This is a genomic window from Bacillus cereus group sp. BfR-BA-01522 (assembly GCF_022662635.1).
GTDB classification, from domain to species: Bacteria; Bacillota; Bacilli; order Bacillales; family Bacillaceae_G; genus Bacillus_A; species Bacillus_A cytotoxicus.
Map to the genome: position 1 here is coordinate 102,141 of NZ_JAKUDY010000004.1, position 25,709 is coordinate 127,849.

The window sequence follows — 25,709 nt, forward strand, 5'->3', positions numbered from 1 at the left end:
CATTTATATACTAACAATCGCATAAAAACACCCTAGTCATGCGAGACTAGGGTGCAAGAAAGAAGCCACCCTTTTCTGTCTCGCAGGACTGATTTAAAAGGTTCGTTTTTATGAAGCAATCTGCTTAGATTGTTGTTTTTCTTTTATTTCTGGTAGTAGTAAATTTAACAATACACCTACAATTGCTGCAAGCGCCATTCCTTCTACTTGGAATGATTCTCCGATATGAAGCACTGCACCGCCTATACCAATAACAAGAATAACAGATGCAATCATTAAGTTACGTTTGTCACTTAAGTCTGTTTTTTCGTCCACCATCATACGTAAACCACTTGATGCGATGACACCAAAGAGCAGGATGGAGACACCGCCCATGACTGGTGTTGGAATCGAATGAATCAGCGCTGAAATCTTACCGATAAATCCAAACACGATTGCGAAGATTGCTGATCCAGCGAATAAATATACACTATACGCTCTTGTAATTGCTAGCACCCCGATATTTTCACCATATGTTGTATTCGGCGGCCCACCAATTACAGATGCTATTAATGTCGCTACACCATCACCAAAGATTGAACGATGTAAGCCTGGTTTTGCAATTAAATCTCGATTAATAACATTTCCAAGTACAATTTGGTGCCCAATATGTTCTGAAATCGTTACTAGTGCTACCGGAACCATCAGAAGCATAATTTTCCAAGAAAATTCCGGTGTATATGTTACAAACGGTACAACAAAGTCTGGTACATTGAACCAGCTTGCCTCAGCTACCGGCTTAAAATCGACTAACCCTTGAAAGTATGCAAAAATATATCCGCCAATAATTCCAAGCAATACCGGTATAATACTGAAGAATCCTCTTCCAAATATGGAGCAAATAATCGTAATTACTAATGTGACTAATGCTACTGAAAAGTGTGTAAAGCTATATTTTCCATCGCCATCATTCATTGCCATATTCACAGCCGTATGCGCTAAAGCTAAACCAATAACCATTACAACTGGACCAACTACAATTGGAGGGAGTAACTTCATAATCCAAGCTGATCCTGACTTTTTAATTCCTAGCGAAACTAGGAGATAAACAAGTCCTGCTAGCATACCACCGAGCATTGCTGCTCCCGGCCCCCCCGCTGTTTTTGCCGTTATAATTGGAGCAATAAATGCGAACGATGATCCTAAATAGGCAGGTACTTGCCCTTTTGTTATAAGAAGAAACGCTAATGTTCCTAATCCACTGGAAATTAAAGCTACTGATGGATTTAATCCTGTTAAAAACGGAACCAGCACTGTTGATCCGAACATTGCAAACAAATGCTGTATGCTTAAAAATAACCATCTTCCCGGTTTCGGTATTTCATGAATGTCTAACACTGGCTTTTGCTCCATTGTTATATCCTCCTTCAATTTAAAATTTTGCAATAAAAAAACTCTTTGTGTCCGTGCACAAAGAGTCCTATACTTTCATATGGCAAATTTAACATATGAAAGCCAAGACCCTTTGGCAGCCTCACAGGACTACATTTAAAAGGGCTTTACTTTTCGTATATGCTTACTCGATCTTTTTGATCTGTCTCTTGCAAATCAACTTCAATACGTTCTTCACTTGATGTTGGAATATTTTTCCCTACATAATCAGCGCGAATTGGCAACTCACGATGACCTCTATCTACAAGAACAGCTAACTGAATTTGTGATGGTCTTCCTAAGTCCATTAGTGCATCCATCGCAGCGCGAACTGTTCTCCCTGTATACAATACATCATCTACAAGAATAACTTTTTTCTTTGTAATATCTACAGGAATATCAGAGCCTTTTACAAGCGGTTCTTTATCTTTAGATTGTAGCGTTAAATCATCACGATATAGCGTAATGTCTAACTCTCCAACTTCAATCTCTTTTCCTTCAATCTGACCAATTTTTTCTGCTAAACGTTTTGCTAGAAAAATCCCACGTGTTTTAATTCCGACTAAAACACATTGGTCGACACCTTTATTATGCTCTACAATTTCGTGACTAATACGTGTTAAAGCGCGACGAATCATTTGATCATCTAAAACAACTGCCTTTTCTTTCATGCTTTACACCTCCAAGCTTTTTTTGCACGTGAGAGGAATCGTATAAAAAAAGTCCTCCCAGCGTGTGCGAGAGGACTTTTGAAAAAAGGGTACAAGTATACCCTAAATATTTCAAACCGTTACCTTCTCAACCTCACGGGGCTGTGTTAAAGGATCATTATTTAACTGTTGTTAGTATCGCAGTTTTTATTCATTTTGTCAATACTATTTCCGTAAAATATTTAATGTTTCCTCGAATATAGCTGGTGCAGGTGCTTCAAATTGTAAATATTCACCTGTACGCGGATGATTAAATCCTAAAATTCCTGCATGAAGCGCTTGTCCATTCAAATTTAATGTCTTTTTCGGACCATATTTCGGATCCCCAGCAAGAGGGTATCCAATATATTTCATATGAACACGAATTTGATGTGTTCGTCCCGTTTCTAAACGACATTCGACAAGTGTAAAGTCCTTAAATCGTTCTAACACTTGAAAATGCGTAACTGCATGCTTACCATTTTCATCAACAGCCATACTTTGACGATCTTTCTTATCTCGAGCAATTGGCGCATCAATTGTTCCTTTATCGTGCGGGATTACCCCATGCACAATTGCCTGATAGCGTCTCGTCACTGTTTTTTCTACTAGCTGATTTACTAAAGATTCATGCGCCATATCATTTTTCGCAACCATTAATAAGCCTGATGTGTCTTTGTCAATGCGGTGTACAATACCTGGACGCATGACGCCATTAATGCCTGATAAATCTGTACAATGATACATTAAACCATTAACAAGTGTACCACTCGTATGCCCCGGTGCTGGATGTACAACCATACCGCGTGGTTTATTAACAACTAGTACATCCGCATCTTCGTAATAAATCTCTAAATTCATATCTTCGGCACGAATATCCAATTCTTCTGGTTCTGGAACTGTTACTGTAATTTCATCATTTTCTTTTACTTTATAATTTCCTTTAACCGTCTTTCCATTTACTGTTATGACGCCGTCTTTAATCCATTGTTGCACTTGTGTGCGTGACCACTCATGATTTACACTTGCAACAAATTTATCAATCCGTTCGTTTTTCCGTTCTTCTACAACTGTTACTTGTACTACTTCACTCATTCAATTACTCCTTCATTTTCTTTCCTTCTAATAATGTTTGAATAATAATTAATACAACACCAATACATAAAGCCGAATCAGCTATATTAAATACCGGATAATTGTATGAAAAAATATACACGTGAATAAAATCCACTACTTCTTGTCTAAATACACGATCAATAAAATTACCAATCGCTCCACCTAAAATAAGACCGAGAGAAATCCCTAACAGTTTATCTGTTTTTGCATACTTCTTCATATAAAAGACAATAAATCCTACAAAAACAACTGTAATGATATAGAAGAACCACATTTTGTTTTCTAAAATACCCCAAGCAGCTCCTCTGTTTCGATGTGATGTTATGTATAATACATTATCGATAATTGGGATACTTGCACCTAATTCCATGTTCTTGACAATGAACCATTTCGATAGTTGATCGATAGCAATAACAAATAACGCTATTAAATAATATATCATTTTATTTCCCCCACAAAGACAGTGTACCTCAAAATTTTAGCATAGCTGCTATCTTTTCACAACGAACCTTTATAGAAGAATAAAATAAAATGAAAAAAGGTACTATAATATTGTTGTGCGAATTACACATTTACTTTTTTATATAAAAATTCATAAATGGTACGAGCTGTTGGCAACATCTTCATACGTTTTAAAGAAATCATTTCTCCTGTTTCTTCACAAACGCCATACATATCAATCTCCATTTTAAATAATGCTCGTTCAACATCTTTTAAGTCTTCTCTTATATCATGTAAAAGCAATTTCTTCTTTGCATCCAGTTGTATTTCATATCCCAGTTCTTGTCCAAATTCCATCTCATATGTGCGACTTACTTCCTTTGCCAATCGCTCCTGTAATTCTTTTCTCATCACTTGTAATTCTCGTTTTATATCCATATAGATTTCATTCACGTGTACATTCCTCCTAGCTGCAATGTACCGTTAGTGTATCCGAATTCCACTTACTTACCGCACACACATTTTTCCTTCATAGGAAGTTCTTCTATGCTGTTTCATTCATTTTTCATAAGTAACCTTATACTTGTTATAACATAAACGATATAAAAAAACTGACCGCTATATAAGCGATCAGTTTTTTGTATTATTATTTTACATAATTCTCTTTTACAACAGTCGCGCAACGCTCACATAATGTTTTATACTCGTTATCGTTGCCAACTGTTTCCGAAACAACCCAGCAACGTTCACAAGTTTCACCGTTTGCTTGTGTAACAAGAACTGCCGTATGTTCATATTTTTGTGCATCCGCTGGCGCTTCCTCTATCGTTCCACCAAGTTTATATTCAGAAACGATAAATAGTTGTTTTAAATCTTCTTGAATAGATTCTAACATTTCTTTCATTTCTGCTGTTGGGAATAATGTAATGCTAGCCGTCAATGATTTACCAATCACTTTCTCATTACGCGCCACTTCTAGTGCTTTTAATACGTCACTACGAAGCGTCATAAATGCATCCCATTTTGTTTTTAACGCTTCCCCATCTTGTAATTCGATAGCTTCTGGCATATCTGTCAATTGTACGCTCTCTTCTGTAACACCTGGAATATATGGCCACACTTCATCAGCTGTATGAGGTAAAATCGGTGTTACAAGTTTCGTTAACGCAACAAGAACATCATATAACACCGTTTGAATTGCACGACGATCATGATGATTTGCCGCTTCAATGTATAAAATATCTTTTGCAAAATCTAAATAGAATGAACTTAAATCGATTGTACAGAAGTTATGAATTGCATGATATACTGCCGCAAAGTCATAAGTTTCATACGCTTCTTTCACTTTCGTAATTAAGTCATTTAATTTCACTAACATATAGCGATCCACTTCGCGAAGTTCCGCTTTTGCTACTGCATCTTGAGCTGGATTAAAGTCAGCTAAATTTCCTAATAAGAAACGGAATGTGTTACGGATTTTGCGATATACTTCTGCAACTTGTTTTAAAATATCATCTGAAATACGTACATCAGACTGATAATCAACAGAAGATACCCAAAGGCGTAAAATATCTCCACCTAGTTGGTCCATAATCTTCTTCGGTACAACAATGTTTCCGATTGATTTACTCATTTTGCGACCTTCACCATCAAGTACGAAGCCATGGCTTAGCACACCTTTATATGGTGCTTTACCTGTTACAGCAACAGCTGTTGATAATGAAGAGTTAAACCAACCACGATATTGGTCAGATCCTTCTAAATATAAATCAGCTGGACGTTGCAAGTCGTCACGTTCTTCTAATACAGCTTGGTGAGAAGAACCAGAATCAAACCATACATCCATAATATCTGTTTCTTTACGGAATTCACCATTTGGACTAGATGGATGTGTGAATCCTTCTGGTAGTAAATCTTTCGCTTCGCGTTCAAACCATACGTTAGAACCATGTTCACGGAATAAGTTTGCTACATGATTAATTGTTTCATCTGTAATAATTGGATCATTATTTTCTGCATAGAACACAGGAATTGGTACACCCCATGCACGTTGACGAGAAATACACCAGTCACCGCGGTCACGAACCATATTATGAAGACGAGTTTCTCCCCACGCTGGTACCCATTTTGTTTCTTTCACAGCTTGTAATAATTCACTACGGAATGCCTCAATAGATGCAAACCATTGTGCTGTTGCACGGAAAATAATTGGTTTTTTCGTTCTCCAGTCATGTGGATATGAATGCGTAATAAATGTTAATTTCAGCAACGCGCCAACTTCTTCTAATTTTTCCGTAATTGGTTTGTTTGCTTTATCATAGAATAAACCTTCAAATCCAGGTGCTTCACTTGTTAATACGCCTTTATCATCAACTGGACAAAGAACTTCTAGGCCATACTTTTGCCCTACAATGAAATCATCTTCCCCGTGTCCAGGTGCTGTATGTACACAACCTGTACCAGCATCTGTTGTTACATGCTCACCAAGCATAACTAAAGAATCGCGGTCATAGAATGGATGTTTTGCAACTGTATATTCAAGTTCACTACCTTTTACTGTTCTAACAACTTCAGGGTTTTCCCATTCTAATGTTTTTGCTACTGTATCAAACAGGTCAGAAGCAATGATATATTTTTCATCATTTACTTTAACGATGCTATATTCAAGTTTTGGATGAACAGAAATACCTAAGTTAGCTGGCAATGTCCAAGGCGTCGTTGTCCAAATAATAAATTTCTCGTCACCTTCTAATACGTCTTTTCCATCTTTCACTTCAAATGCAACGTAAATAGATGCTGATTTTTTATCTTTGTACTCAATTTCAGCCTCAGCTAAAGCAGATTCACTCGTTGGAGACCAGTAAACAGGTTTTTGTCCCTTATAGATATAGCCTTTTTTCGCCATTTCTCCAAATACTTTAATTTGTTGTGCTTCATATGCTGGTTCCAAAGTAATATATGGATGATCCCAATCCGCACGTACACCAAGGCGTTTAAATTGTTCACGCTGACGATTTACTTGTTCGTATGCATATTCCGCACATAATTTACGGAATTCTGCGACCGGCATTTCTTTACGCTTTACTCCCTTATTCGTTAAAGCCTGCTCAATTGGTAAACCATGCGTATCCCAACCTGGAACATAAGGAGCACAATAACCAGTCATTGATTTATAGCGTACAATAAAGTCTTTTAATACTTTATTTAGTGCGTGTCCCATATGAATATCACCATTTGCATATGGAGGACCATCGTGTAATACGAATAAAGGGCGTCCTTTTGTACGTTCTTGTACTTTTTCATAAATGTTCATTTCAGCCCATTTTTCTTGTATTGCAGGCTCACGTTTTGGTAAATTCCCACGCATTGGGAACTCTGTTTTTGGCATTAGTAATGTATTTTTGTACTCCATGCTCAATTCCTCCTTACATGTATCATAAAAAGACTTAAAAACGAAATAAAAAAGAGACTTTCACATCCCAAAAGGGACGAGAAAGTCTCCCGCGGTACCACCCTATTAAATCATATACGTATGCACATGATTCACTTTATATCCTTAACGCGAATATACGCCTACGCTTACTCATTTTTTCAGCGCGGAACTCCAGGGTGATTTCCCATTTATCTCCTTATCCTGAGCTCACACCATCCTCAGTTCGCTTTATAAGGGGTGAAAAAGGTACTTATCCCTATCTTCGTTTTTCTTAATCAATATGTTGTTTAAAATTATATGTAATAATGAGAAAAACGTCAAGTTTACACTGTTTCTTCTTTTTTCAACAGTTCGTCCACTTCGTCTTCTAATTCGATGAGCTTGTCCCAATCGTCGTTGTTTAACATTTCAAGCTGTGTTTCTAGCAACATGCGGAAACGAGTACGAAACACTTTTGCTTGTTTCTTTAGCTCTTCAATATCAAAAGCAACTTTTCTTGATTTCACTAACGCTTCATTAATGATTCGATCCGCATTTTTTTCTGCTTCACGAACGATTAGTTTTGCTTCTTTTTGTGCATTGCGTTTTACTTCTTCCGCCGCTTCTTGTGCTACAACAATAGACTTATTTAGCGTGTCTTCAATATTAGAAAAATGATCTAGCTTTCCTTCTAATTGAGCAACCTTCTCTTCTAAAGCTTTCTTTTCACGAATGACTAATTCATAATCTTTAATGACTTGATCAAGAAATTCATTCACTTGATCTTCATCATAGCCACGAAATCCGCGACTAAATTCTTTATTATGAATATCTAATGGTGTTAACGGCACAAAAGCCACCTCCAAGTAGTTATCTAAATTTTCCTCTTTTAATTATATCTTTTCTTCGACAAAATAAGAGTTTTTTCCTTCTAAAAAATCAATCATTTTAGTATACCATACAAAACTCGCCATTTGTCTTTTTTCGTTCTTCCGTCGACCGAAAACAATTTACTTCTTCCATGTCCTCTGACCGACAGAATATCTCCTGGAAGACATTCATATGAAGTTTGATCTACAACTTTCCAATTCACTTTTACAAGCCCATTCTTTATAAGGGGTTGTACTTTTTGACGTGATAGATGCAAGATTTCAGCTAACACGACGTCTAAGCGTAGTGATGAAACAGTTCCAAATTGCTCTCTCCATTCATCCTGCAATTGCAAAACATTCTCTGCTGATACACTGAAGAGAGAAACCTTTGTTTTTCCAATTGATTGTAAGTTCATTTCAATATAAGAAACAACTTCTTTTGCGACTACGATTTGGACACGATTTTCTTGAATAAAAATATCACCGTACTTTTCTCTCTTTAAACCAAGGGACATAAGTGCACCTAGTATTTGTCTATGTTCAAGCGTATAAAATTTGGAAGGATAATCAATTTCTAATACTTCTACTTGAAATTCTTCTTCATTTAAAGCAAGATAATCTGGATAAATAAGTGCCCTTTTTCTCTCCGCTTTTGGCGCTGCACCATTAAATTGTAAAGAAACATCTCCTTGCTGTCCAACTATTGTAGTTACAATTTGTTGCTGACGCGGATCAAGGAAATCTGTTAATTTTACTTGATGGTACTCTTCTACTGCTCGTTTCCATTCCAACACTTTATCAACAAAACTGGCCTCTTCAGGCCTAAAATGTTCGTAAATGCTCATGCATGCAACCTATCTTATAAAAAGTAGCCAAATAAAGTGACTAAGCCGCTGCTAGCAAGCTTTAATGCAATAATTGCAACGATCGGAGAAATATCAATTACACCAAGCGGTGGAATCACTCTCCGAAATGGCTCTAAATACGGTTCGCAAATGCGTGCTAAAAAGTCACCGACTGCTGATTCTCTAGCGCCTGGAAACCAAGTTAGAAGAATGTAGACAATAAGCGCCCAGGAGTAAATTTGAATGACTAAGAGCAAAGCTTTTAAAATTATAAACATGGCGTATTACCACCTCTTTATATTTGTCTCTTCCTCTTCACCGAATAACTCGGAAATTGCTCCAACAATATCCACATTCTCAGGTGTACACATAAATGTTTTTGGTCCTAACTTTTGAATATCCCCGCCTATAGCGTATACAGTACCACTTAAAAAGTCAACGATGCGTACTGCTTGATCGGTAGACATTCTTTGCAAATTAATGACTACAGCACGCTTTCCTTTTAGATGGTCTGCAATCCCTTGTGCTTCTGAATACGTACGCGGTTCTAACAAAACAACTTTAGAAGATTGCTTTGCTGTTTCAATGCTTACGACATTTTGTTTTGGTTGTACTTTTGTAAATGGTACGTCTTGTTGTTCTGGAGGTTCTTGCTGTTTTTTCATTTCTATTTGCTCCTTTTCGTAAGCATATTGAGCTGCTTCTTTTTCCTCTGGCGTGTCAAAAAAGAAATACTTCACTTTTGACCAACTCATAATACATTCTCCTTCCTTTTATGCTTTTCCTACTAAAATCGTTCCCAAACGAATATATGTAGCACCTTCTTCAATCGCAATTGTATAATCATTCGACATTCCCATTGATAGCTCTTTGCATGGAGCATACGAAAGTCTTAATTCCTGTACTTGCTGTTGCAACATGCGAAGCGTTTTAAAGCAGCCGCGTATTTCTGCTTCATCTTCCGTAAATGGTGCCATTGTCATCAAACCAACAACTTCAATTTTATCAAATTCCTTCAAAGCATGAACAAACTCAATAAGTTCCTCAACTTGTAACCCTTGTTTTGATTCTTCACGCGATGTTTTCACTTGTATAAAACATTTAACAGGCTTTGTAGCACGCTTTTGAATCTCTCTTGCAAGAGAAAGACGATCTAACGAATGCAAATAGTCAATATGACTAATAATTTCTTTTACTTTTCTCGTTTGTAAGGAACCGATAAAATGCCAATTGACTTGTGAGCCAAAATGCTCATATTTTTGTAAAAATCCTTCATTTCTATTCTCCCCTAAATCAGCAATTCCGGCCTCTACTACCTCATTCGTTTTTTCAATTCCAACCGTTTTTGTTACTGCAACAAGTTTCACATCATGGATGGAGCGTCCAGCTCGCTCACATGCTTGTTTCATTTCTTCCTGTATCACTGCTAAATTCTCTTGTACTGTCACTGTTTTTCAATCCTCCTTAAAACCTATGAAACTCAACATTCTTCCTGTCTTTCCTTGGTCGCGGCGATGCGAGAAAAATAATTGTTCTTCACAGCTTGTACAAAGAGATGACATCACAATATGTTCTTCTTTTATGCCAGCTTGTAAGCATACTATACGATTTATCTCTTTTAAATCAATCGCGTATTGTCCAGCTGAAATGACTTTATAAGGAACAGATCCATTTATAATTTGTTTTGCTGCTGATAAAACACGATCGTCTACAACATAGCAACATGCTCCAATCGCAGGTCCAATTGCAACATGAATGTCAGTAGTAGAAACGCCCTCAGCTTTCCACTTTTGAATCATTTCATTCGCAATTTCTTTCACAGTGCCTTTCCATCCGGCATGCGCAAGACCTATTAAACCATGTGAAGGTGCATAGAAAAAGAGAGGCACACAATCAGCATAACAAGATATTAAACATACATCTTTATCAGCTGTATAGATACCATCCGTCTTTGGAATTCCATCTTCATATACATAAACTCCGCGCCCTTTTTCTTCATGTCCCACTTTTTCTACATGATGATTATGAACCTGTTCTGAACAAATCCAATTTTCTAATGGCTGATGTAACTTATTTGCTAAAATACGTCTATTTTCATGAACATTCTCAATGATATCATTCACATGTAATCCTAAATTCATCGCATGAAAGGAGCCTGTACTTACTCCACCATCTTTTGTTGTAAAGCCAGCAGTAATGTTCCCAAGATCTTCCCATGCTTGTAAATACAATATACCGTCCACATATTTAAATGGTTCTCTCATAAAGCGGCTCCTTCTTCATTAAAATAGCTTAAAAATCATGGTACTTCCTGTCTATTTTACCATACTTTTATTTTTCCATAATGACAATATAAAAAAAAGAGGAATTTGTAATATTCTTTAAGAAATTGTCGGTGTTTGTATTGATTCTGTTACAGAATTGACATGATCTGCTCTTACAAGTATGACATCTTCACCGATTTTCACAATTTTATTCCAATTAATAACAATCTCTTCTTCTCTACCAAATAACCCTAGCATACGTGCTTGCTTTGAAATAATAACAGCTTGAATTTTCCCCGTATGCATATCTATATCAATGTCACCAATATTTCCAAGTTTTTTACCATCCGAAACATTTACGACATCTTTCATCTGAAATTCTGAAATTCTGATCATTATGATTCACTCCTTTTCCCTCATGAACAGGAAGTAGCCTTCACTGATAGAAAATCCATTTTATTCTCATTATATGAACACTACATTCTCTCTATGAGCGGAATATAAAGCGAAACTTTCAACCGTGAAGGATTCTTTCATCCGCTACTAACGAAAAGCCTATTCCCATCTATCTTTCTTGTTTCTCTCCAACTCTTACTACCTTAAAATAGCGGATAAACAAATTTATATGTAAAAAAGGTCTCCCCATAAACGGGGAAACCTTAGCCTTGAATTGTCTTATTCATTTGTTTAATCGCTGACTTCTCTAACCTTGATACTTGTGCTTGGGAAATTCCAATTTCTTCTGCAACTTCCATTTGTGTTTTTCCTTGAAAAAAACGCTTTCGAATAATCATCTTTTCTCGATCATTGAGTCGTTTCATTCCTTCTTTTAGTGCCAGTTCTTCAACCCACTGCTCGTCCTTTTGTTTTTCATCGCTCAGCTGATCCATTACAAAAATAGGGTCTCCCCCATCGTTATAAATTGGCTCAAATAATGAAACTGGATCTTGAATTGCATCAAGCGCGAATACAATTTCCTCATGCGTAACATCAAGAACTTGCGCAATATCCATTGCTGTTGGCTCTTTGGAGTTTTCAGCAATTAATTTCTCTCTTACTTGCAATGCTTTATAGGCAATATCCCGTAATGAACGAGACACGCGGATTGGATTATTATCGCGCAAATATCTTCGTATTTCCCCAATAATCATCGGCACAGCATATGTTGAAAATTTAACATTTTGACTTAAATCAAAATTATCAATGGATTTCATGAGTCCAATGCAGCCAACTTGAAATAAATCATCCACAAATTCTCCTCTATTGTTAAATCGTTGAATGACACTTAATACAAGTCGTAAATTTCCATTCACTAATTTCTCTCTTGCACTTGTCTCTCCACTTTGCATTTCTCGAAATAATTTACGCATCTCATCATTTTTGAGTACTGGAAGTTTAGCTGTATCAACACCGCAAATTTCTACTTTATTTCTTGTCAAAGTGTTCCCTCCTATCGGGAGTTGCTGTACAGTGTAAAGTATCTCCTTTGGAGGGAATTTTATGCATACAGTTTTTCTTCTCTTTCTCATAAGCATGTCATGATTTTGTTATGCAGAAACAACAAAAACCAACCGGGCTTCCGATTGGTCTTCGTATTCTCTATAATATGACGTTCTTTTTCATATTTCCTTTATACCATCTTATTAAATTCTTTTCGCAACCTTTTTATAATTCTTTTTTCCAAACGGGAAATATAAGACTGCGAAATCCCTAACATATCGGCTACATCTTTTTGTGTTTTCTCTTCACCGCCTGCAAGCCCAAAACGCAGCTCCATAATTTGTTTCTCTCGATCATTTAATTGGTGTAAAGCTTTCATGAGAAGATATCGATCTACATTGGCTTCCAAATCCTTTGTAATAATGTCGTCATCCGTACCAAGCACATCTGAGAGCAACAACTCATTCCCATCCCAATCAATATTTAACGGTTCATCAAACGATACTTCAGAACGATTTTTATTATTTCTACGTAAATGCATAAGAATTTCATTTTCAATACACCGAGATGCGTATGTCGCTAATTTAATTTTCTTTTCAGGGTTGAAGGTATTTACCGCTTTAATCAAGCCAATTGTGCCAATACTGATTAAGTCCTCTATATTAATCCCTGTATTTTCAAATTTACGAGCTATATATACGACGAGCCGTAAATTTCGTTCAATTAATAAAGACCTGGCCGCTTGATCCCCTTTTGGTAATTTATTTAATAAAACTTCTTCTTCCTCTTTTGTTAAAGGCGGTGGTAATGCCTCACTGCCACCAATATAATAAATTTCATCGGTCTTAATTCCCAACTTCATCAATATTTTATACCAAAGATAAACGAAATACAGCTTCAACTTCACCATGTTTCCCCACCTCTCCCTATTAAGCAATCGTTACTTTTTGTGATATCAACATCTTCGGATGAACGATACATTGATACTCCCCATTAGTAGAGAACCGTTGTACATTTAAGCCAAGTAGCACTTTATTTACAATAATATTTCGTCCTTCATGTTGAATATGAACAGCATCAGGCTTGATAGCCCATAAAAATTGATGATCAATTCCTACTGCTCGAAAAGGAATTAAGCGCAATCGCGTCGCCCAGCCCGAATCATCTTCCGGTATTTGAGGAACTTCCGTTTTCGTATAAACTTGTTCGGTTAACCATGCTGGCAAACAATGTTCTAAACATGAAATATGAATAACCATAACTGGTGTTTTTGTTAATGGATCATAAAGCTGATTTCCACTATCAATTAAACCATCTAACACAATTTCATTTTCTGCAAGTTTAATATTCACTTTAATAATTTGATCATAATGAATTTTCGTTACTTCTACATTTTCAATGCGCTTCTTCGAAAAATAATAAATAATGGGAAAACCAACAACGACAAATATCCAACTGACTGGATCACCATAAGAAATAGATTGTGATTGTACCAAACCATTTACCATTTCATTTGTTTGGAGAAAAAAATGAGTTCCTATTAAACCTCCTCCTACCATGAATGTAACAAAATAAAAAGTAAAAACGGTCTGTGCATAATCTCTAAAATTCGAAAAGCCAAATGCTGTATACACAATGCATAACGAATATAGTAGTTTCATAATTGGATGTGTCATCATAGAAGAAAAAGGAGTAAAGGCAAAAATAACAATTGTGGAACCAATCAACGCTCCCAGCACTAGCCTCCATCTTTTGATCCTCTTTTTTAGCACAGTTGCTGTTAATAAAAGCAAAAGAAAATCAATGCAGGCGTTTAACAACCAAACAATGTCGGCGTAAACAACCAAACCATTCACCTCTTTTTTTTAGTTGAGACTAGTATAATGCATATCCAATGAGAAAGTGTGTCAATTTGCGGAGTGGTTTTTTTGTTATTTTGGTGGTTCTAGACAGAATCTGTCGCAGAGAATAGGAAACAAGCAAAAGGGACCTATAAAAATATAGATCCCTTTTGCTTATTGTAATAGTTTTCAAAATAAAAAGGAGCTTTATAATGCTCCTTTTTATTTCCTTATCTTCTACGACGGTTGCGTAAAAATGCTGGAATATCAATATCATCTGCGTCTGTATTACGATCGTGGATAACAGGCTCTTCGCGCTTCACTTCTCGTTTGACTTCACGATGTTTTGGTGGTTGAACTGCAGCCTGTTGTTGTACATGACTTGAATTTATTTTTGGACGTACTAATGTTTTTTGTTGTTGCGCTACAATGCTATCATCGAAACCAGTTGCAATAACAGTTACAACAATATCATCTTTTAATCCTTCATTGATTACAGAACCAAAAATCATATTCACTTCAGGATCTGAAGCTGAAGCTACAATGTCTGCTGCTTCTTGTACTTCATATAAACTTAAGTTTGCGCCACCTGTAATATTCATAATAACACCTTGCGCACCATCAATAGATGTTTCTAGCAATGGGCTAGAAATTGCCTTTTTCGCAGCCTCTGCAGCACGGTTTTCACCATTACCAGAACCGATACCCATTAATGCTGAACCTCTATTAGACATAATTGTTTTCACGTCTGCAAAGTCTAAGTTGATTAAACCAGGCGTTGCAATTAAATCTGAAATACCTTGAACACCTTGGCGTAATACGTTATCCGCTTCACGGAAAGCTTCTAACATTGGTGTGTTTTTGTCTACAATCTCTAATAAGCGATCATTTGGAATGACAATCAATGTATCTACATTTTCTTTAAATGCAGCGATACCAGATGCTGCTTGCGTAGCACGTTTGCGTCCTTCAAATGTAAACGGGCGTGTTACGACACCTACTGTTAATGCGCCTAATTCCTTTGCAACTTGTGCAACAACTGGAGCTGCACCAGTTCCAGTTCCACCGCCCATACCAGCCGTTACAAAGACCATATCTGCGCCGCGAAGTGCTTCTTGAATCTGTTCTTTGCTCTCTTCAGCAGCTTTTTTTCCTACTTCAGGATTCGCACCAGCACCAAGCCCACGCGTTAGTTTTTCACCAATTTGCATTTTGGTTTCAGCTTTTGATAGATTTAATGCTTGTGCATCAGTATTCACAGCGATAAAGTCTACACCTTGTACGCCATGTTCAATCATACGGTTTACAGCATTATTTCCGCCACCGCCGACACCGATAACTTTAATATTCGCTAATTGATCTTGAGTAGTATCAAACTCTAACATGTCGAAATCCCCCTAGAACCTCATTTTTCGTGTCCAAATTTAATCCCATAAATACTGGAATACACGTTTTACTTTTGACATCATACGTTCATCTTTTTGTTTTTTGTTGTTTTGATTACGAGTTTTTTGTTTCGCTGGTTGCTGTTGTTGTACCGGCATAGGCGCAGGCATCGGTTCAAACTGCTCCTCAGTTTCTTGAACACTTTTTCCTCGTAATTTTGCTTTTTGGTAAGAGTATTTGATTAATCCAACCCCAATTGTATATTGAGGTTCACGAACACCGATATAATCTGGCGTTGTAATACGAACATTTTCATGTAAAATATCATACGCAAGATCAAGAACACCTGGCATAGAAGCAATACCGCCTGTGAGCACATAACCAGAAGCTACCTGCTTCACTCCCAATTTACGCACTTCTTCTTGAACAAGCATTAAAATTTCCTCTACACGTGCTTCGATGATATCAGATAACTCTAGTTGAGAATATTGTTCTGTTTGGTCACTTCCCATAATAGGAACTGTGAACACCTCTTCTTCAGAAGCAGTGTCATAAAAGGCATGTCCATATTTCAGTTTAATTTGCTCCGCATTCTCTGTTGAAGTTTTTAGCCCAATTGCAATGTCCTTCGTTATGTGATCTCCACCAATTGGCAATACACTTGTTGCTTGTAACTCTCCATCTCTAAAAATAGCTAAAGTGGTAGAACCTCCGCCAATATCAACAAGGGCTACTCCTCTATTTTTTTCATCTGATGATAAAGCAACTGTGGCAGCCGCTAAAGGCTGTAAACAAATATCAACAATTTCAAGACCCGCCTTCTCTACACAACGAAGTAGGTTATGTAGTAAAGTTCTTGAGCCTGTAATTAATGTACCTTCCATCTCTAATCTTACACCAATCATCCCGCGTGGATCGTTAATCTCGTCAAGGCCGTCTACAATAAACTGTCGAGGTACCACATCAATAAATTCACGTTCAGGAGCAATCGACACAACTTGTGCTGCATCTAGAACTCGTAAAACATCTTCATTTCCGATTTCACGATCTTCATTTGAAACAGCTACTACTCCATGACAAGGGAGTAACTGCACTTGGTTTGCATTGACACCTACAACAACCTGTTCAATATGGATCCCTACCATACGCTCAGCTTGTTCAATTGCTTTTTTTATCGATTGAACAGTCTCGTCTATGTCAACTATTGAGCCTTTTTTTAACCCATTTGATTTTACATTTCCAACACCAATAATGTTTAAAGTATCATTGACCATTTCGCCAATGATAACTTTAACATTGGATGTACCGATGTCAAGACTAACATATATTTCATTGCTGTTCATTCTTTGGCACCTCCTTCTTTATTTATACCATACAACTCCATATATGGAACAACAATCGCAGCTTTACTATTTATAAGAAAAATATTCAACGTCTTTATGCGTTTCCCTTTTTTAACCCTATATTTTTCTTATTTTTATTTCATATTCATTTTAAAATAGGCTGTAACCCACAAATGAATGCTTTATCTTGAAATAATTCTATTTCAAGTGTAAAGACTACCGCCAAATATAAGTCTACACTAAGATGTTCTTATAGAAAAGTGAAACTTGTATCAATCCTAGGCGAATCAAAGAAAATCTAACTATTTTTTAACAAATCGTTCCTTATCGCTAAATAAAATCTAATTAAAAGAACATACGTGCTTATATGCTATTAAAAAGAAACAAAACTACTATTCTACTATTTCTTCTTTTCATCATCTAAATATTTAAAGTATGTGGCAACCTCCAAATCAATTAAAGCCTTTCTACCCGGCTCAATTTGTTTCAAAATTAATGGATAAGCTTCCATCCGCTTTGCAAAATCTTGAATGGTTGTACTAACTTCATAACCTTCATTCATATATAAGGTAAGATGACTTTCATTTGAGGTCGTTGGAGTATAACGAATCTCAGAAATGGATCTTAGAATAGTTGGAGTTAATTTTTCTAATTCTGAAATTAATTCTTTCATTTTTTCCTCTTTAAACGGTTCAAAAATTGGAGCTGCGACAGGCAACTTTCCGCTCGGTAGTATATCTAATGTTTTCCCATTTTCTAAAAGCGGTTGTAACTTCCCATTCTTATTAATATAACCTATCGTTACGTATTCTTCGATGTGTATGTCAATTTTATTTGGAAAACGTTTCTTAACATCCACCGATTTAATTTCTATTTGCTTCTTTAAATTTTCTTCTGCTTGACGCGCTGTTACTCGGAAATAACTTGTTTTATACGTTATCCCAGACTTCTCCATAACCTGCTCATCTGTCATATAATGATTACCAAAAACACTAATCTTTTTTATATTACTTAGCGGAGACCGAAAATAAATTAAAAAAAGCACTAATAAAAATAAAATTGATATGTATAAAATTAATCGGTGATTGACAGGCGGTTTATTCCTCTTCTTTTGATTTTTTAATTTTGGTACACGATCTTGTAGCTTGATAACTTTACTATTTTTCATGTACGATCCCCCTATGTAACATAAAGAACGGCATGTTTGTCATGCCGTTCTATCTTCTTATTATACCATAAATGATATCGAGCGGAACAGATAACAGTTATCTTCCAATGATTTCTACTTCTGTATGCATATCTATATCAAATTTTTCTTTAATGTTTCTTTTAACAAAGCCAATTAAGTCTAAAACATCTTGAGCTGATGCTGTTCCTGTATTGACAATAAAATTCCCATGCACTTCAGACACTTTCGCACCACCAATTTGGTATCCACGAAGTCCAGCCCTTTCGATTAAATCTCCAGCAAAATGGGGCAGCGGATTTCTAAATATACTTCCTGCGCAAGGGTGGCTCCACGGCTGTGTGTCACGGCGATACTCTTTATTCTTTTGCATAATGCGAACAATTTCTTCTCGATTTCCTCGTTCGAGTTGAAATTCAGCTCCTAATACAATGCCCGGAAGCTTTGTCTGTAAAACCGAAGTACGGTAAGAAAATTCCATTTCTTCTTTTGACAACCAGGCAACTGTTCCATCTTCCAACATAACGCAAGCTCTCGTTAAAATTTTCGAAATATCGGACTTATGAGCTCCAGCATTCATATATACTGCACCGCCAACACTTCCTGGAATTCCACTTGCAAATTCCAATCCTGCTAATCCTTGGCGGCTAAGTAATGTTGACAACTTAATAAGGGGGTATCCTCCACCAACTCTTACAGTAGCTTCTTCGACTTCAAGATGGTCTAATCCTTCTCCTAAGCGAATCACAACACCCTCTATACCTTTATCAGAAACAAGAAGGTTGGAACCACGTCCAATTGCCGTCCAGTTCACTTTATATTTCTTCACTAAAGCTAAAATCTTTTCAATACTAGAAATGCTTGTCGGAATAACAAATATATCAGCTGGCCCACCTATTTTCATAGTTGTATATCGAGCTAATGATTCATTTAGGAACACTTTCCCAACTTTTGCTTCTATGAGTTCCTTTGCTAATTGTTTCATAATGATCTCCCCCATATTAAGTCTCCTTATTACAGTAATATGCAGGACATTCACCTAAGGTTATTTTTTCATAAGTTGTTTCATTACTTCAAATAGCTTATTCGCCGCATCTGGAATCCCTAACTGTTTCGCAGCTAGTTTCATATTTTGCAATGTTTGAGTGTTTAACAAAATTTCATCAATATTATGAAGAAGTGTTTCAGCTGTTAAATCTTTTTCAAGAAGCATTTTAGCTGCTCCTTTATCAACAATGGATTTCGCATTTTTCTCTTGATGATTATTTGTTACATAAGGACTCGGAATAAGAATACTCGGCTTTCCTAACGCAGTCAATTCTGCCAATGTCGTTGCACCAGCTCGTGAAACAACGAGATCCACGCCAGTAAGTACCTCTGGCATATTATGAATAAACGGCTTAATCATAACGTTATCTGGATTTCCTTTTTCTCTCACAATTTCCATAACTTTATCATAATGTACTTCACCAGTAATATACAATACTTCATAGTTTTTGTTACCAAATTGTTCAATCGCTTCTACAAAAGCATCATTAATCGGTCTTGCGCCACGGCTTCCGCCAAAAATAAGAACCGATTTTTTAGAAAGTGATAATCCAACAGAACGCTTTCCTTTCATTCCATTTTGATTCATTACTTCCGACGCACGTGGATTTCCCGTCATTACGACTTTAGATTGTGGGAAATGTTCCGCCGCTGCTTCAAAACAAACCGCAACTTTATCCACATAGCGACTTAAAAACTTATTTGTTACACCTGGTACACTATTTTGTTCGTGCACAATCGTTGGAATTCCTAATTTTGCTGCTGCATATACAACAGGACCACATACATATCCACCCGTTCCGATTACGACATCAGGATTAAAACGACGAATATATCTTTTACTATCTTGTACACCTTTCACAAAACGCATAACAGTTTTCACATTATCAAAGGATATTTTACGTTTAAATCCACTAATTACAATGGATTGGAATGGTATACCTGCCTTTGGAACGATGGTACTCTCCAGTCCATTTTCTGTACCGATATATAAAAATCGTGCTTCTGGATGTAGCTTCTTTATTTCTCTAATTAAAGCAAGAGCTGGATAGATATGACCACCTGTGCCACCACCACTAACTAATATTCGCACTACAAATTCCTCCGCTTCTCTATTCTAATTTCAATTGTACACATGTTTATATTTGTATGATAAAGTGAAACTTTAATGAATGGGGTTCTTCATCCCCCATTCATTATGAGCCCTCACCAATCAGGCTGTTGCGAGATAAATGACGTTCTCATACATACGAAAAACCCTGTCTTATAAACAGGGTTTAGTAGCGAGAATGTCGGCTTATATTCAACAATACGCCCACTGCCATTAGCATCAAAGTCAAACTTGATCCACCATAACTTAAAAATGGCAAAGTGATTCCTGTAACAGGCATCAGCCCTGTTACAACACCAATATTAATCATCACTTGAATCGCAATCATCGCCACAATACCTACTGCTAAAAACGTGCCATATAAATCAGGCGCTCCTAACGCTATACGAATTCCACGCCACAATAACAGACTAAATAATAATAACACAAACGAACCGCCAATAAAACCTAGTTCTTCTGATAAAATTGCAAATATAAAGTCTGTTTGTGGTTCTGGTAAATACAGAAACTTTTGTCTGCTTTGCCCTAACCCTAGTCCAAATAAACCGCCCGGACCAATCGCAAGTAATGATTGAATAATTTGGAATCCACTTCCAAGAGGATCCGACCAAGGATCTAAATAAGATGTAATTCGCTTTATTCGATAAGGTGCTGAGGCAATTAGTCCAACAAATCCAGCTATACCAACTAATCCTAACATTGCAAAATGAAAAACACGCGCTCCTGAAATAAAGATCATAATAATACATGTCCCAACCATAACTGTTCCTGTTCCTAAATCAGGCTGAAGCATAATCATTCCAAAAGCTACAAAAACAAAACTAAGTGCAGGAAGTAACCCTCGTTTAAACGACGGAATCACCTTCTGTTTTTCAGCCAAAAATTTGGCTAAGAAAATAATCATCGCAAACTTCATAAACTCTGAAGGTTGAATGGAAAACGCTCCGATACCAATCCAGCTCCGCGCTCCTCCTCGAACAAGTCCGACTCCAGGAATGAGGACAAGAATAAGAAGAATAAAACAAACAAGTAAAATGACCTTGGAATAGTTTCGCCACACCCAATAATCGACTTTCATAATAAAAAACATCGCCACTACTCCAAGGCCTGCAAATAGTAGTTGCCGTTTCGCAAAAAAGAATGAATCTCCCATCTTATAGGAAGCCCAGACAGCGCTTGCACTGTAGACCATAATCATTCCGATTGTTAATAATAAAAGCGTAACAATAATGAGAATAAAATCAGGCGTTTTTTTCATTGGCAATGACCACCACCTTTATAGACAAAGCATTTTTGTCCTATGTAACAAAACATCAGTAGGTGTTAGCCTACTGATGTTTTGTTTTACTTTATATAAGTTTATGCACAGCTTGTATAAAAATGTCTCCTCTTTCTTCAAATGTTTTAAATTGATCCCAGCTCGCGCATGCTGGTGAAAGTAGGATAACATCTCCATCAGCAGAGTGAGCATATGCTCTTTCTACCGCTTCTTCTAAATGATGGACAGCTTCAATAATTGCTACCCCTGCTTTTTCAGCTGCATGAACGAGTTTCGGTGCAGTTTGTCCATAAGTTACAATCGCTTTTACATGTTGTTCAAAATACGGAATTAAATCATCAAATTCATTCCCGCGATCTAGTCCGCCTGCAAGTAGAATAACAGGGCTTGTAAATGCTGATAATGCCTTCTCCGTCGCCAATATATTCGTTGCTTTTGAATCATTATAAAACTTTCGGTTATGAATCGTTGTTACATATTCTAAACGATGCTTTACACCTGTGAATCGTTTTAACACGGCAACAATTGCCTCATTTGCTACACCTAACAATTTCGCAATACTCATTGCCGCCAAAATATTTTCCAAGTTGTGTTTACCTGGTAAAACAATGTCCTTGATTTCAACAACTTTCTCACCTTTAAAATACAGAGCATTCTCTTTTATACATGCGCCATCTTCAATTTCTTTTGTAGTAGAAAACAATATCTTTTGCCCTTTGCTATTAGCAGATAATTCCATCACATCCGCATCATCTGCATTTATCACACTATAATCTGCTGCCGTCTGGTTTTTAAAAATATTCGCTTTCGCTAAACCATATTCTTTTTTTGTACCATGGTAATCTAAATGTGCTTCAAATAAGTTTAAAAATGCGGCAATCTTAGGCTGAAATGTCTCCACACCCATTAATTGAAATGATGAAAGTTCTGTCACAAGCACTTCATTCGCTTTCGCCGCCTGTGCTACTTCACATGCTACTGTTCCTATGTTACCAGCAATAGCGGGATGCTTTTCTCCCTCTTTTAACATTTCAAACGTTAGCATTGTTGTTGTTGTTTTACCATTTGATCCTGTAATACCAATAAATGGCGCCTCTGAAATACGATATGCTAATTCTATTTCCGTGATAATAGGAATCTGTTTCTCTGTCGCTGCAACTAGCAGTGGGTTGGAATATGGGATTCCTGGATTTTTCACTACAAGCGCAATATTTCTTTCTAATAATTCTAATGGATGGCCTCCACATACTACATCCATCCCTTTCGCTTGTAGTTCTGCTGCTAACTCATTATTCGCTAAAGGCTTCCCATCATTTACAATGACATTTGCTCCTAAGCTTTTTAATAAATTTGCTGCTGCATACCCACTTTTTGCAATACCTAATACAAGAATATTTTTATTTTGATAATCAGTTACCGTTTTCAATTACATCCACACCCCGATATAAATTCCTAATACTGCTAGTAAAAATCCTACAGACCAAAATGTTACAACAACACGCCATTCTGACCAACCACATAATTCATAATGATGATGTAGTGGACTCATTTTAAAGACACGTTTTCCAGTTGTTTTAAATGAAATAACTTGGATAATAACAGATAAAGTTTCCATTACAAATACGCCGCCAATAATAACAAGTAATAATTCTTGTTTTAACAAAATCGCCACAGCTGCAATTGCGCCCCCTAAAGCAAGTGAGCCTGTATCACCCATAAAGACTTTGGCAGGGTTCGCATTAAATACTAAGAATCCAAGTACAGCCCCTACAACTGCCATACAGAAAATCGCTACTGCATATTGTTCTTGCGCTACTGCTATGATACTAAACGCACCAAATGCGATAGCGGCTGTTCCTGATAGTAATCCATCTAGGCCATCTGTCAAATTGACTGCATTTGATCCCCCAATAAGCATAAACAACACAAGAATAAAATATGCCCAGTATAAATCAAATGTAATATCAGTTCCTGGAATCATTAAATGTGTATCAAACCCTTGCCCTTTCGCAATAGCAAAAAACGCAATGGCAATAATCAGTTGCCCAAGTAGTTTCTGTTTTGACGTTAAACCTAGGTTACGTTTCTTAACGACTTTTATATAATCATCTAAAAAACCAATCAACCCGTAACCAAACGTTACTAATAATAGTAATGACACTTCTGCACCTAAATGTTCAAACTTAATTGCCATAATGAGTGTTGTTACCATCATAGACACATAAATAACAATACCACCCATCGTTGGTGTTCCTGATTTTTTTTGATGTGATTTCGGTCCTTCATCGCGAATGCTCTGTCCAAACTTTAATTTTCGTAAAAACGGAATAAACAATGGCGAAAGGGCAACTGAAATTAAGAACGCTACCCCAGCCGTTACTAATAAACCTTGTTCAAGCACATGTAGTCCCCCTCTCATGTTGTTACTCTCTGTTGTTTAAACGTTCTGTGATTGCTTCTTTAGCAACTTCACGATCGTCAAAATGATGTACTTCTTTTCCAATAATTTGATACGTTTCATGACCCTTTCCAGCAATAATAATAACATCTTCCGCTTGCGCTTCAGAAATAGCATGGAAAATCGCTTTCTTCCTATCAACAATTACTTCATAATTATTCCCTTTTACACCAGTTAACATATCATCCAAAATAGCTTGTGGATCTTCACTTCTCGGATTATCTGAAGTTAAGATGGCATGGGTTGCATATTCTGTCGCAACGCCTGCCATAATCGGTCTTTTCGTTCTATCACGATCACCACCGCAGCCAACGATGCAATATACATTACCTTTTGCAAATTGCTTCGCCGTTGTTAATACATTTTCTAAACTATCAGGCGTATGCGCATAATCAACAATTACTGTATAATCCTGCCCACCATCTACAACTTCAAATCGGCCTGCAACACCAGTTAAATGTTCTAAAACATCTATGATTGTTTGCAGAGATACACCAGATACAAGTCCTGCTGCTGTAGCGGCTAAAGCATTATATACATTAAACTTCCCAATTAATTTCATCGTAATTTTTTTACTTTCGTGCGGTGTAACAAGAGTAAATGTCGTACCGCCGCTTGTCATAACGATATCCTTCGCCATTACATCACTATGGGTATCAATTCCATACGTAACAACCGTAGCTGCTGTACTTCTTATATACGCTTCTGTTGCTGCATCATCATTATTTAATACGGCATACTTTTCTCGATTATGATGATAGCTATTACCAAGCTGAGCAAAAAGTAATCCTTTAGCATGCTTATACTCTTCCATCGTCTTGTGATAATCTAAATGATCTTGTGTTAAATTTGTAAATACTGCTACATCATAATCACAACCATGTACACGACCACGATCTAATGCATGTGAAGAAACTTCCATAACTGCACTATTCACATTTTCTTCCACCATACGGTGAAATGCTTGTTGAAGCGTCAATGCATCAGGTGTTGTATTTTTCACTGCAAATGTTTCATCGCCAATTTTCATATTAATTGTTCCAATTAGTCCTGTTTTATGACCGTGTGCTCGCATAATTTCATCTATAATGTGCGATGTTGTTGTCTTTCCATTTGTACCTGTAATACCAATGAGGTGCAATTTGTGTGTTGGCTGCTCATAAAAATAGTCCGCTAACACAGCTAATGAACGAAAAGTATCTTTCACAAGTACAACTGGAACGTCAACATCAATCGGTCTTTCCGCAACAATAGCAGCCGCACCTTGCGCGGCTGCTTGCTCAGCAAAATCATGGCTATCAACCGTATATCCTTTCATACATACAAATAAGCTTCCATTTGTTACCTTACGTGAATCTGCTTCAATAGATGTAATTTCTGGATTTTCTTTTGGAACAACTGGAAAATCATGCAAACATGATACAAGTGTGTGCAACTTCATTTCACTAAACCCTCTCTACATTGTTTATTTATCTTTTCTATAAATAAGTTACCTCCCACTTCTCATTTAAACCGGGAGGTAACACCCCATGGTCTAACAACAACCATGTATGAATGAGACTATCATTG

25 protein-coding genes and 1 other annotated feature are annotated in these 25,709 nt (G+C 36.8%); all 25 genes read right to left on the reverse strand.

Going from position 1 to position 25,709, the window contains the following annotated elements; all coding sequences use genetic code 11:
• Positions 1-108 precede the first annotated feature (108 nt).
• Positions 109-1,392 carry a solute carrier family 23 protein gene (locus tag MR059_RS07535; RefSeq protein ID WP_048721944.1) on the reverse strand — a complete coding sequence of 428 codons (1,284 nt, stop codon included), beginning with the start codon at positions 1,390-1,392 and terminating at the stop codon, positions 109-111.
• 146 nt (positions 1,393-1,538) lie between these two features.
• On the reverse strand, positions 1,539-2,081 hold the full coding sequence (gene pyrR / locus MR059_RS07540) for a bifunctional pyrimidine operon transcriptional regulator/uracil phosphoribosyltransferase (RefSeq protein WP_012094981.1): 543 nt from the start codon (positions 2,079-2,081) through the stop codon (positions 1,539-1,541).
• Positions 2,082-2,285: 204 nt separating this feature from the next.
• Positions 2,286-3,194, reverse strand: a complete 909-nt coding sequence (locus tag MR059_RS07545) for an RluA family pseudouridine synthase (protein ID WP_012094982.1) — start codon at positions 3,192-3,194, stop codon at positions 2,286-2,288.
• Positions 3,195-3,198: 4 nt separating this feature from the next.
• Positions 3,199-3,657, reverse strand: a complete 459-nt coding sequence (gene lspA / locus MR059_RS07550; RefSeq protein WP_012094983.1) for a lipoprotein signal peptidase LspA — start codon at positions 3,655-3,657, stop codon at positions 3,199-3,201.
• A 122-nt stretch (positions 3,658-3,779) separates the two neighbouring features.
• Positions 3,780-4,109: a TraR/DksA C4-type zinc finger protein gene (locus MR059_RS07555; RefSeq protein ID WP_012094984.1), complete on the reverse strand. Its 330-nt coding sequence runs from the start codon at positions 4,107-4,109 to the stop codon at positions 3,780-3,782.
• A 193-nt stretch (positions 4,110-4,302) separates the two neighbouring features.
• Positions 4,303-7,068: an isoleucine--tRNA ligase gene (gene ileS, locus MR059_RS07560; protein ID WP_012094985.1), complete on the reverse strand. Its 2,766-nt coding sequence runs from the start codon at positions 7,066-7,068 to the stop codon at positions 4,303-4,305.
• Between the two features lie 69 nt (positions 7,069-7,137).
• Positions 7,138-7,361: a binding site (T-box leader), on the reverse strand.
• Positions 7,362-7,412: 51 nt separating this feature from the next.
• Complete coding sequence (gene divIVA / locus MR059_RS07565; protein ID WP_012094986.1) at positions 7,413-7,919, reverse strand: septum site-determining protein DivIVA; 507 nt, start codon at positions 7,917-7,919, stop codon at positions 7,413-7,415.
• A gap of 92 nt (positions 7,920-8,011) precedes the next feature.
• On the reverse strand, positions 8,012-8,785 hold the full coding sequence (locus MR059_RS07570) for a YlmH family RNA-binding protein (RefSeq protein WP_087095244.1): 774 nt from the start codon (positions 8,783-8,785) through the stop codon (positions 8,012-8,014).
• 14 nt (positions 8,786-8,799) lie between these two features.
• Entirely contained in the window at positions 8,800-9,063 is a 264-nt protein-coding gene (locus MR059_RS07575) for a YggT family protein (RefSeq protein WP_012094988.1), read from the reverse strand.
• Positions 9,064-9,069: 6 nt separating this feature from the next.
• Positions 9,070-9,540 carry a cell division protein SepF gene (locus tag MR059_RS07580; protein WP_012094989.1) on the reverse strand — a complete coding sequence of 157 codons (471 nt, stop codon included), beginning with the start codon at positions 9,538-9,540 and terminating at the stop codon, positions 9,070-9,072.
• A gap of 18 nt (positions 9,541-9,558) precedes the next feature.
• Positions 9,559-10,233, reverse strand: a complete 675-nt coding sequence (locus tag MR059_RS07585) for a YggS family pyridoxal phosphate-dependent enzyme (protein WP_012094990.1) — start codon at positions 10,231-10,233, stop codon at positions 9,559-9,561.
• Between the two features lie 6 nt (positions 10,234-10,239).
• Entirely contained in the window at positions 10,240-11,049 is an 810-nt protein-coding gene (gene pgeF / locus MR059_RS07590; RefSeq protein WP_048721938.1) for a peptidoglycan editing factor PgeF, read from the reverse strand.
• A 117-nt stretch (positions 11,050-11,166) separates the two neighbouring features.
• Positions 11,167-11,445 (reverse strand): YlmC/YmxH family sporulation protein, encoded by a 279-nt coding sequence (locus tag MR059_RS07595; RefSeq protein WP_012094992.1) that lies wholly within the window; start codon positions 11,443-11,445, stop codon positions 11,167-11,169.
• Between the two features lie 263 nt (positions 11,446-11,708).
• Positions 11,709-12,488 (reverse strand): RNA polymerase sporulation sigma factor SigG, encoded by a 780-nt coding sequence (gene sigG / locus MR059_RS07600; protein WP_012094993.1) that lies wholly within the window; start codon positions 12,486-12,488, stop codon positions 11,709-11,711.
• Between the two features lie 191 nt (positions 12,489-12,679).
• On the reverse strand, positions 12,680-13,399 hold the full coding sequence (gene sigE / locus MR059_RS07605) for an RNA polymerase sporulation sigma factor SigE (RefSeq protein WP_012094994.1): 720 nt from the start codon (positions 13,397-13,399) through the stop codon (positions 12,680-12,682).
• A 19-nt stretch (positions 13,400-13,418) separates the two neighbouring features.
• Positions 13,419-14,336 carry a sigma-E processing peptidase SpoIIGA gene (gene spoIIGA / locus MR059_RS07610; RefSeq protein ID WP_012094995.1) on the reverse strand — a complete coding sequence of 306 codons (918 nt, stop codon included), beginning with the start codon at positions 14,334-14,336 and terminating at the stop codon, positions 13,419-13,421.
• A 224-nt stretch (positions 14,337-14,560) separates the two neighbouring features.
• Positions 14,561-15,715 carry a cell division protein FtsZ gene (gene ftsZ, locus MR059_RS07615; protein ID WP_012094996.1) on the reverse strand — a complete coding sequence of 385 codons (1,155 nt, stop codon included), beginning with the start codon at positions 15,713-15,715 and terminating at the stop codon, positions 14,561-14,563.
• A 39-nt stretch (positions 15,716-15,754) separates the two neighbouring features.
• Positions 15,755-17,059: a cell division protein FtsA gene (gene ftsA, locus MR059_RS07620; RefSeq protein ID WP_012094997.1), complete on the reverse strand. Its 1,305-nt coding sequence runs from the start codon at positions 17,057-17,059 to the stop codon at positions 15,755-15,757.
• 400 nt (positions 17,060-17,459) lie between these two features.
• Complete coding sequence (gene divIB / locus MR059_RS07625; RefSeq protein ID WP_012094999.1) at positions 17,460-18,227, reverse strand: cell division protein DivIB; 768 nt, start codon at positions 18,225-18,227, stop codon at positions 17,460-17,462.
• Between the two features lie 97 nt (positions 18,228-18,324).
• Entirely contained in the window at positions 18,325-19,230 is a 906-nt protein-coding gene (gene murB / locus MR059_RS07630; RefSeq protein WP_041810494.1) for a UDP-N-acetylmuramate dehydrogenase, read from the reverse strand.
• A 60-nt stretch (positions 19,231-19,290) separates the two neighbouring features.
• On the reverse strand, positions 19,291-20,385 hold the full coding sequence (gene murG, locus MR059_RS07635; protein WP_012095001.1) for an undecaprenyldiphospho-muramoylpentapeptide beta-N-acetylglucosaminyltransferase: 1,095 nt from the start codon (positions 20,383-20,385) through the stop codon (positions 19,291-19,293).
• Positions 20,386-20,569: 184 nt separating this feature from the next.
• Positions 20,570-21,661, reverse strand: a complete 1,092-nt coding sequence (gene spoVE, locus MR059_RS07640) for a stage V sporulation protein E (protein ID WP_012095002.1) — start codon at positions 21,659-21,661, stop codon at positions 20,570-20,572.
• Between the two features lie 91 nt (positions 21,662-21,752).
• Entirely contained in the window at positions 21,753-23,108 is a 1,356-nt protein-coding gene (gene murD / locus MR059_RS07645) for a UDP-N-acetylmuramoyl-L-alanine--D-glutamate ligase (RefSeq protein ID WP_048721934.1), read from the reverse strand.
• On the reverse strand, positions 23,109-24,083 hold the full coding sequence (gene mraY / locus MR059_RS07650; RefSeq protein ID WP_012095004.1) for a phospho-N-acetylmuramoyl-pentapeptide-transferase: 975 nt from the start codon (positions 24,081-24,083) through the stop codon (positions 23,109-23,111).
• A gap of 22 nt (positions 24,084-24,105) precedes the next feature.
• On the reverse strand, positions 24,106-25,581 hold the full coding sequence (locus MR059_RS07655; RefSeq protein WP_012095005.1) for a UDP-N-acetylmuramoyl-L-alanyl-D-glutamate--2,6-diaminopimelate ligase: 1,476 nt from the start codon (positions 25,579-25,581) through the stop codon (positions 24,106-24,108).
• Positions 25,582-25,709: the final 128 nt, after the last annotated feature.

Excerpts from the sequence above, each read along its gene's own strand:
- MR059_RS07535 (WP_048721944.1), bottom strand. The coding sequence starts at position 1,392 with ATGGAGCAAAAGCCAGTGTTAGACATTCATGAAATACCGAAACCGGGA.
- pyrR (WP_012094981.1), bottom strand. The coding sequence starts at position 2,081 with ATGAAAGAAAAGGCAGTTGTTTTAGATGATCAAATGATTCGTCGCGCT.
- MR059_RS07545 (WP_012094982.1), bottom strand. The coding sequence starts at position 3,194 with ATGAGTGAAGTAGTACAAGTAACAGTTGTAGAAGAACGGAAAAACGAA.
- lspA (WP_012094983.1), bottom strand. The coding sequence starts at position 3,657 with ATGATATATTATTTAATAGCGTTATTTGTTATTGCTATCGATCAACTA.
- ileS (WP_012094985.1), bottom strand. The coding sequence starts at position 7,068 with ATGGAGTACAAAAATACATTACTAATGCCAAAAACAGAGTTCCCAATG.
- MR059_RS07570 (WP_087095244.1), bottom strand. The coding sequence starts at position 8,785 with ATGAGCATTTACGAACATTTTAGGCCTGAAGAGGCCAGTTTTGTTGAT.
- MR059_RS07575 (WP_012094988.1), bottom strand. The coding sequence starts at position 9,063 with ATGTTTATAATTTTAAAAGCTTTGCTCTTAGTCATTCAAATTTACTCC.
- MR059_RS07580 (WP_012094989.1), bottom strand. The coding sequence starts at position 9,540 with ATGAGTTGGTCAAAAGTGAAGTATTTCTTTTTTGACACGCCAGAGGAA.
- pgeF (WP_048721938.1), bottom strand. The coding sequence starts at position 11,049 with ATGAGAGAACCATTTAAATATGTGGACGGTATATTGTATTTACAAGCA.
- MR059_RS07595 (WP_012094992.1), bottom strand. The coding sequence starts at position 11,445 with ATGATCAGAATTTCAGAATTTCAGATGAAAGATGTCGTAAATGTTTCG.
- sigE (WP_012094994.1), bottom strand. The coding sequence starts at position 13,399 with ATGGTGAAGTTGAAGCTGTATTTCGTTTATCTTTGGTATAAAATATTG.
- ftsZ (WP_012094996.1), bottom strand. The coding sequence starts at position 15,715 with ATGTTAGAGTTTGATACTACTCAAGATCAATTAGCGAATATTAAAGTT.
- ftsA (WP_012094997.1), bottom strand. The coding sequence starts at position 17,059 with ATGAACAGCAATGAAATATATGTTAGTCTTGACATCGGTACATCCAAT.
- divIB (WP_012094999.1), bottom strand. The coding sequence starts at position 18,227 with ATGAAAAATAGTAAAGTTATCAAGCTACAAGATCGTGTACCAAAATTA.
- murB (WP_041810494.1), bottom strand. The coding sequence starts at position 19,230 with ATGAAACAATTAGCAAAGGAACTCATAGAAGCAAAAGTTGGGAAAGTG.
- spoVE (WP_012095002.1), bottom strand. The coding sequence starts at position 21,661 with ATGAAAAAAACGCCTGATTTTATTCTCATTATTGTTACGCTTTTATTA.
- MR059_RS07655 (WP_012095005.1), bottom strand. The coding sequence starts at position 25,581 with ATGAAGTTGCACACACTTGTATCATGTTTGCATGATTTTCCAGTTGTT.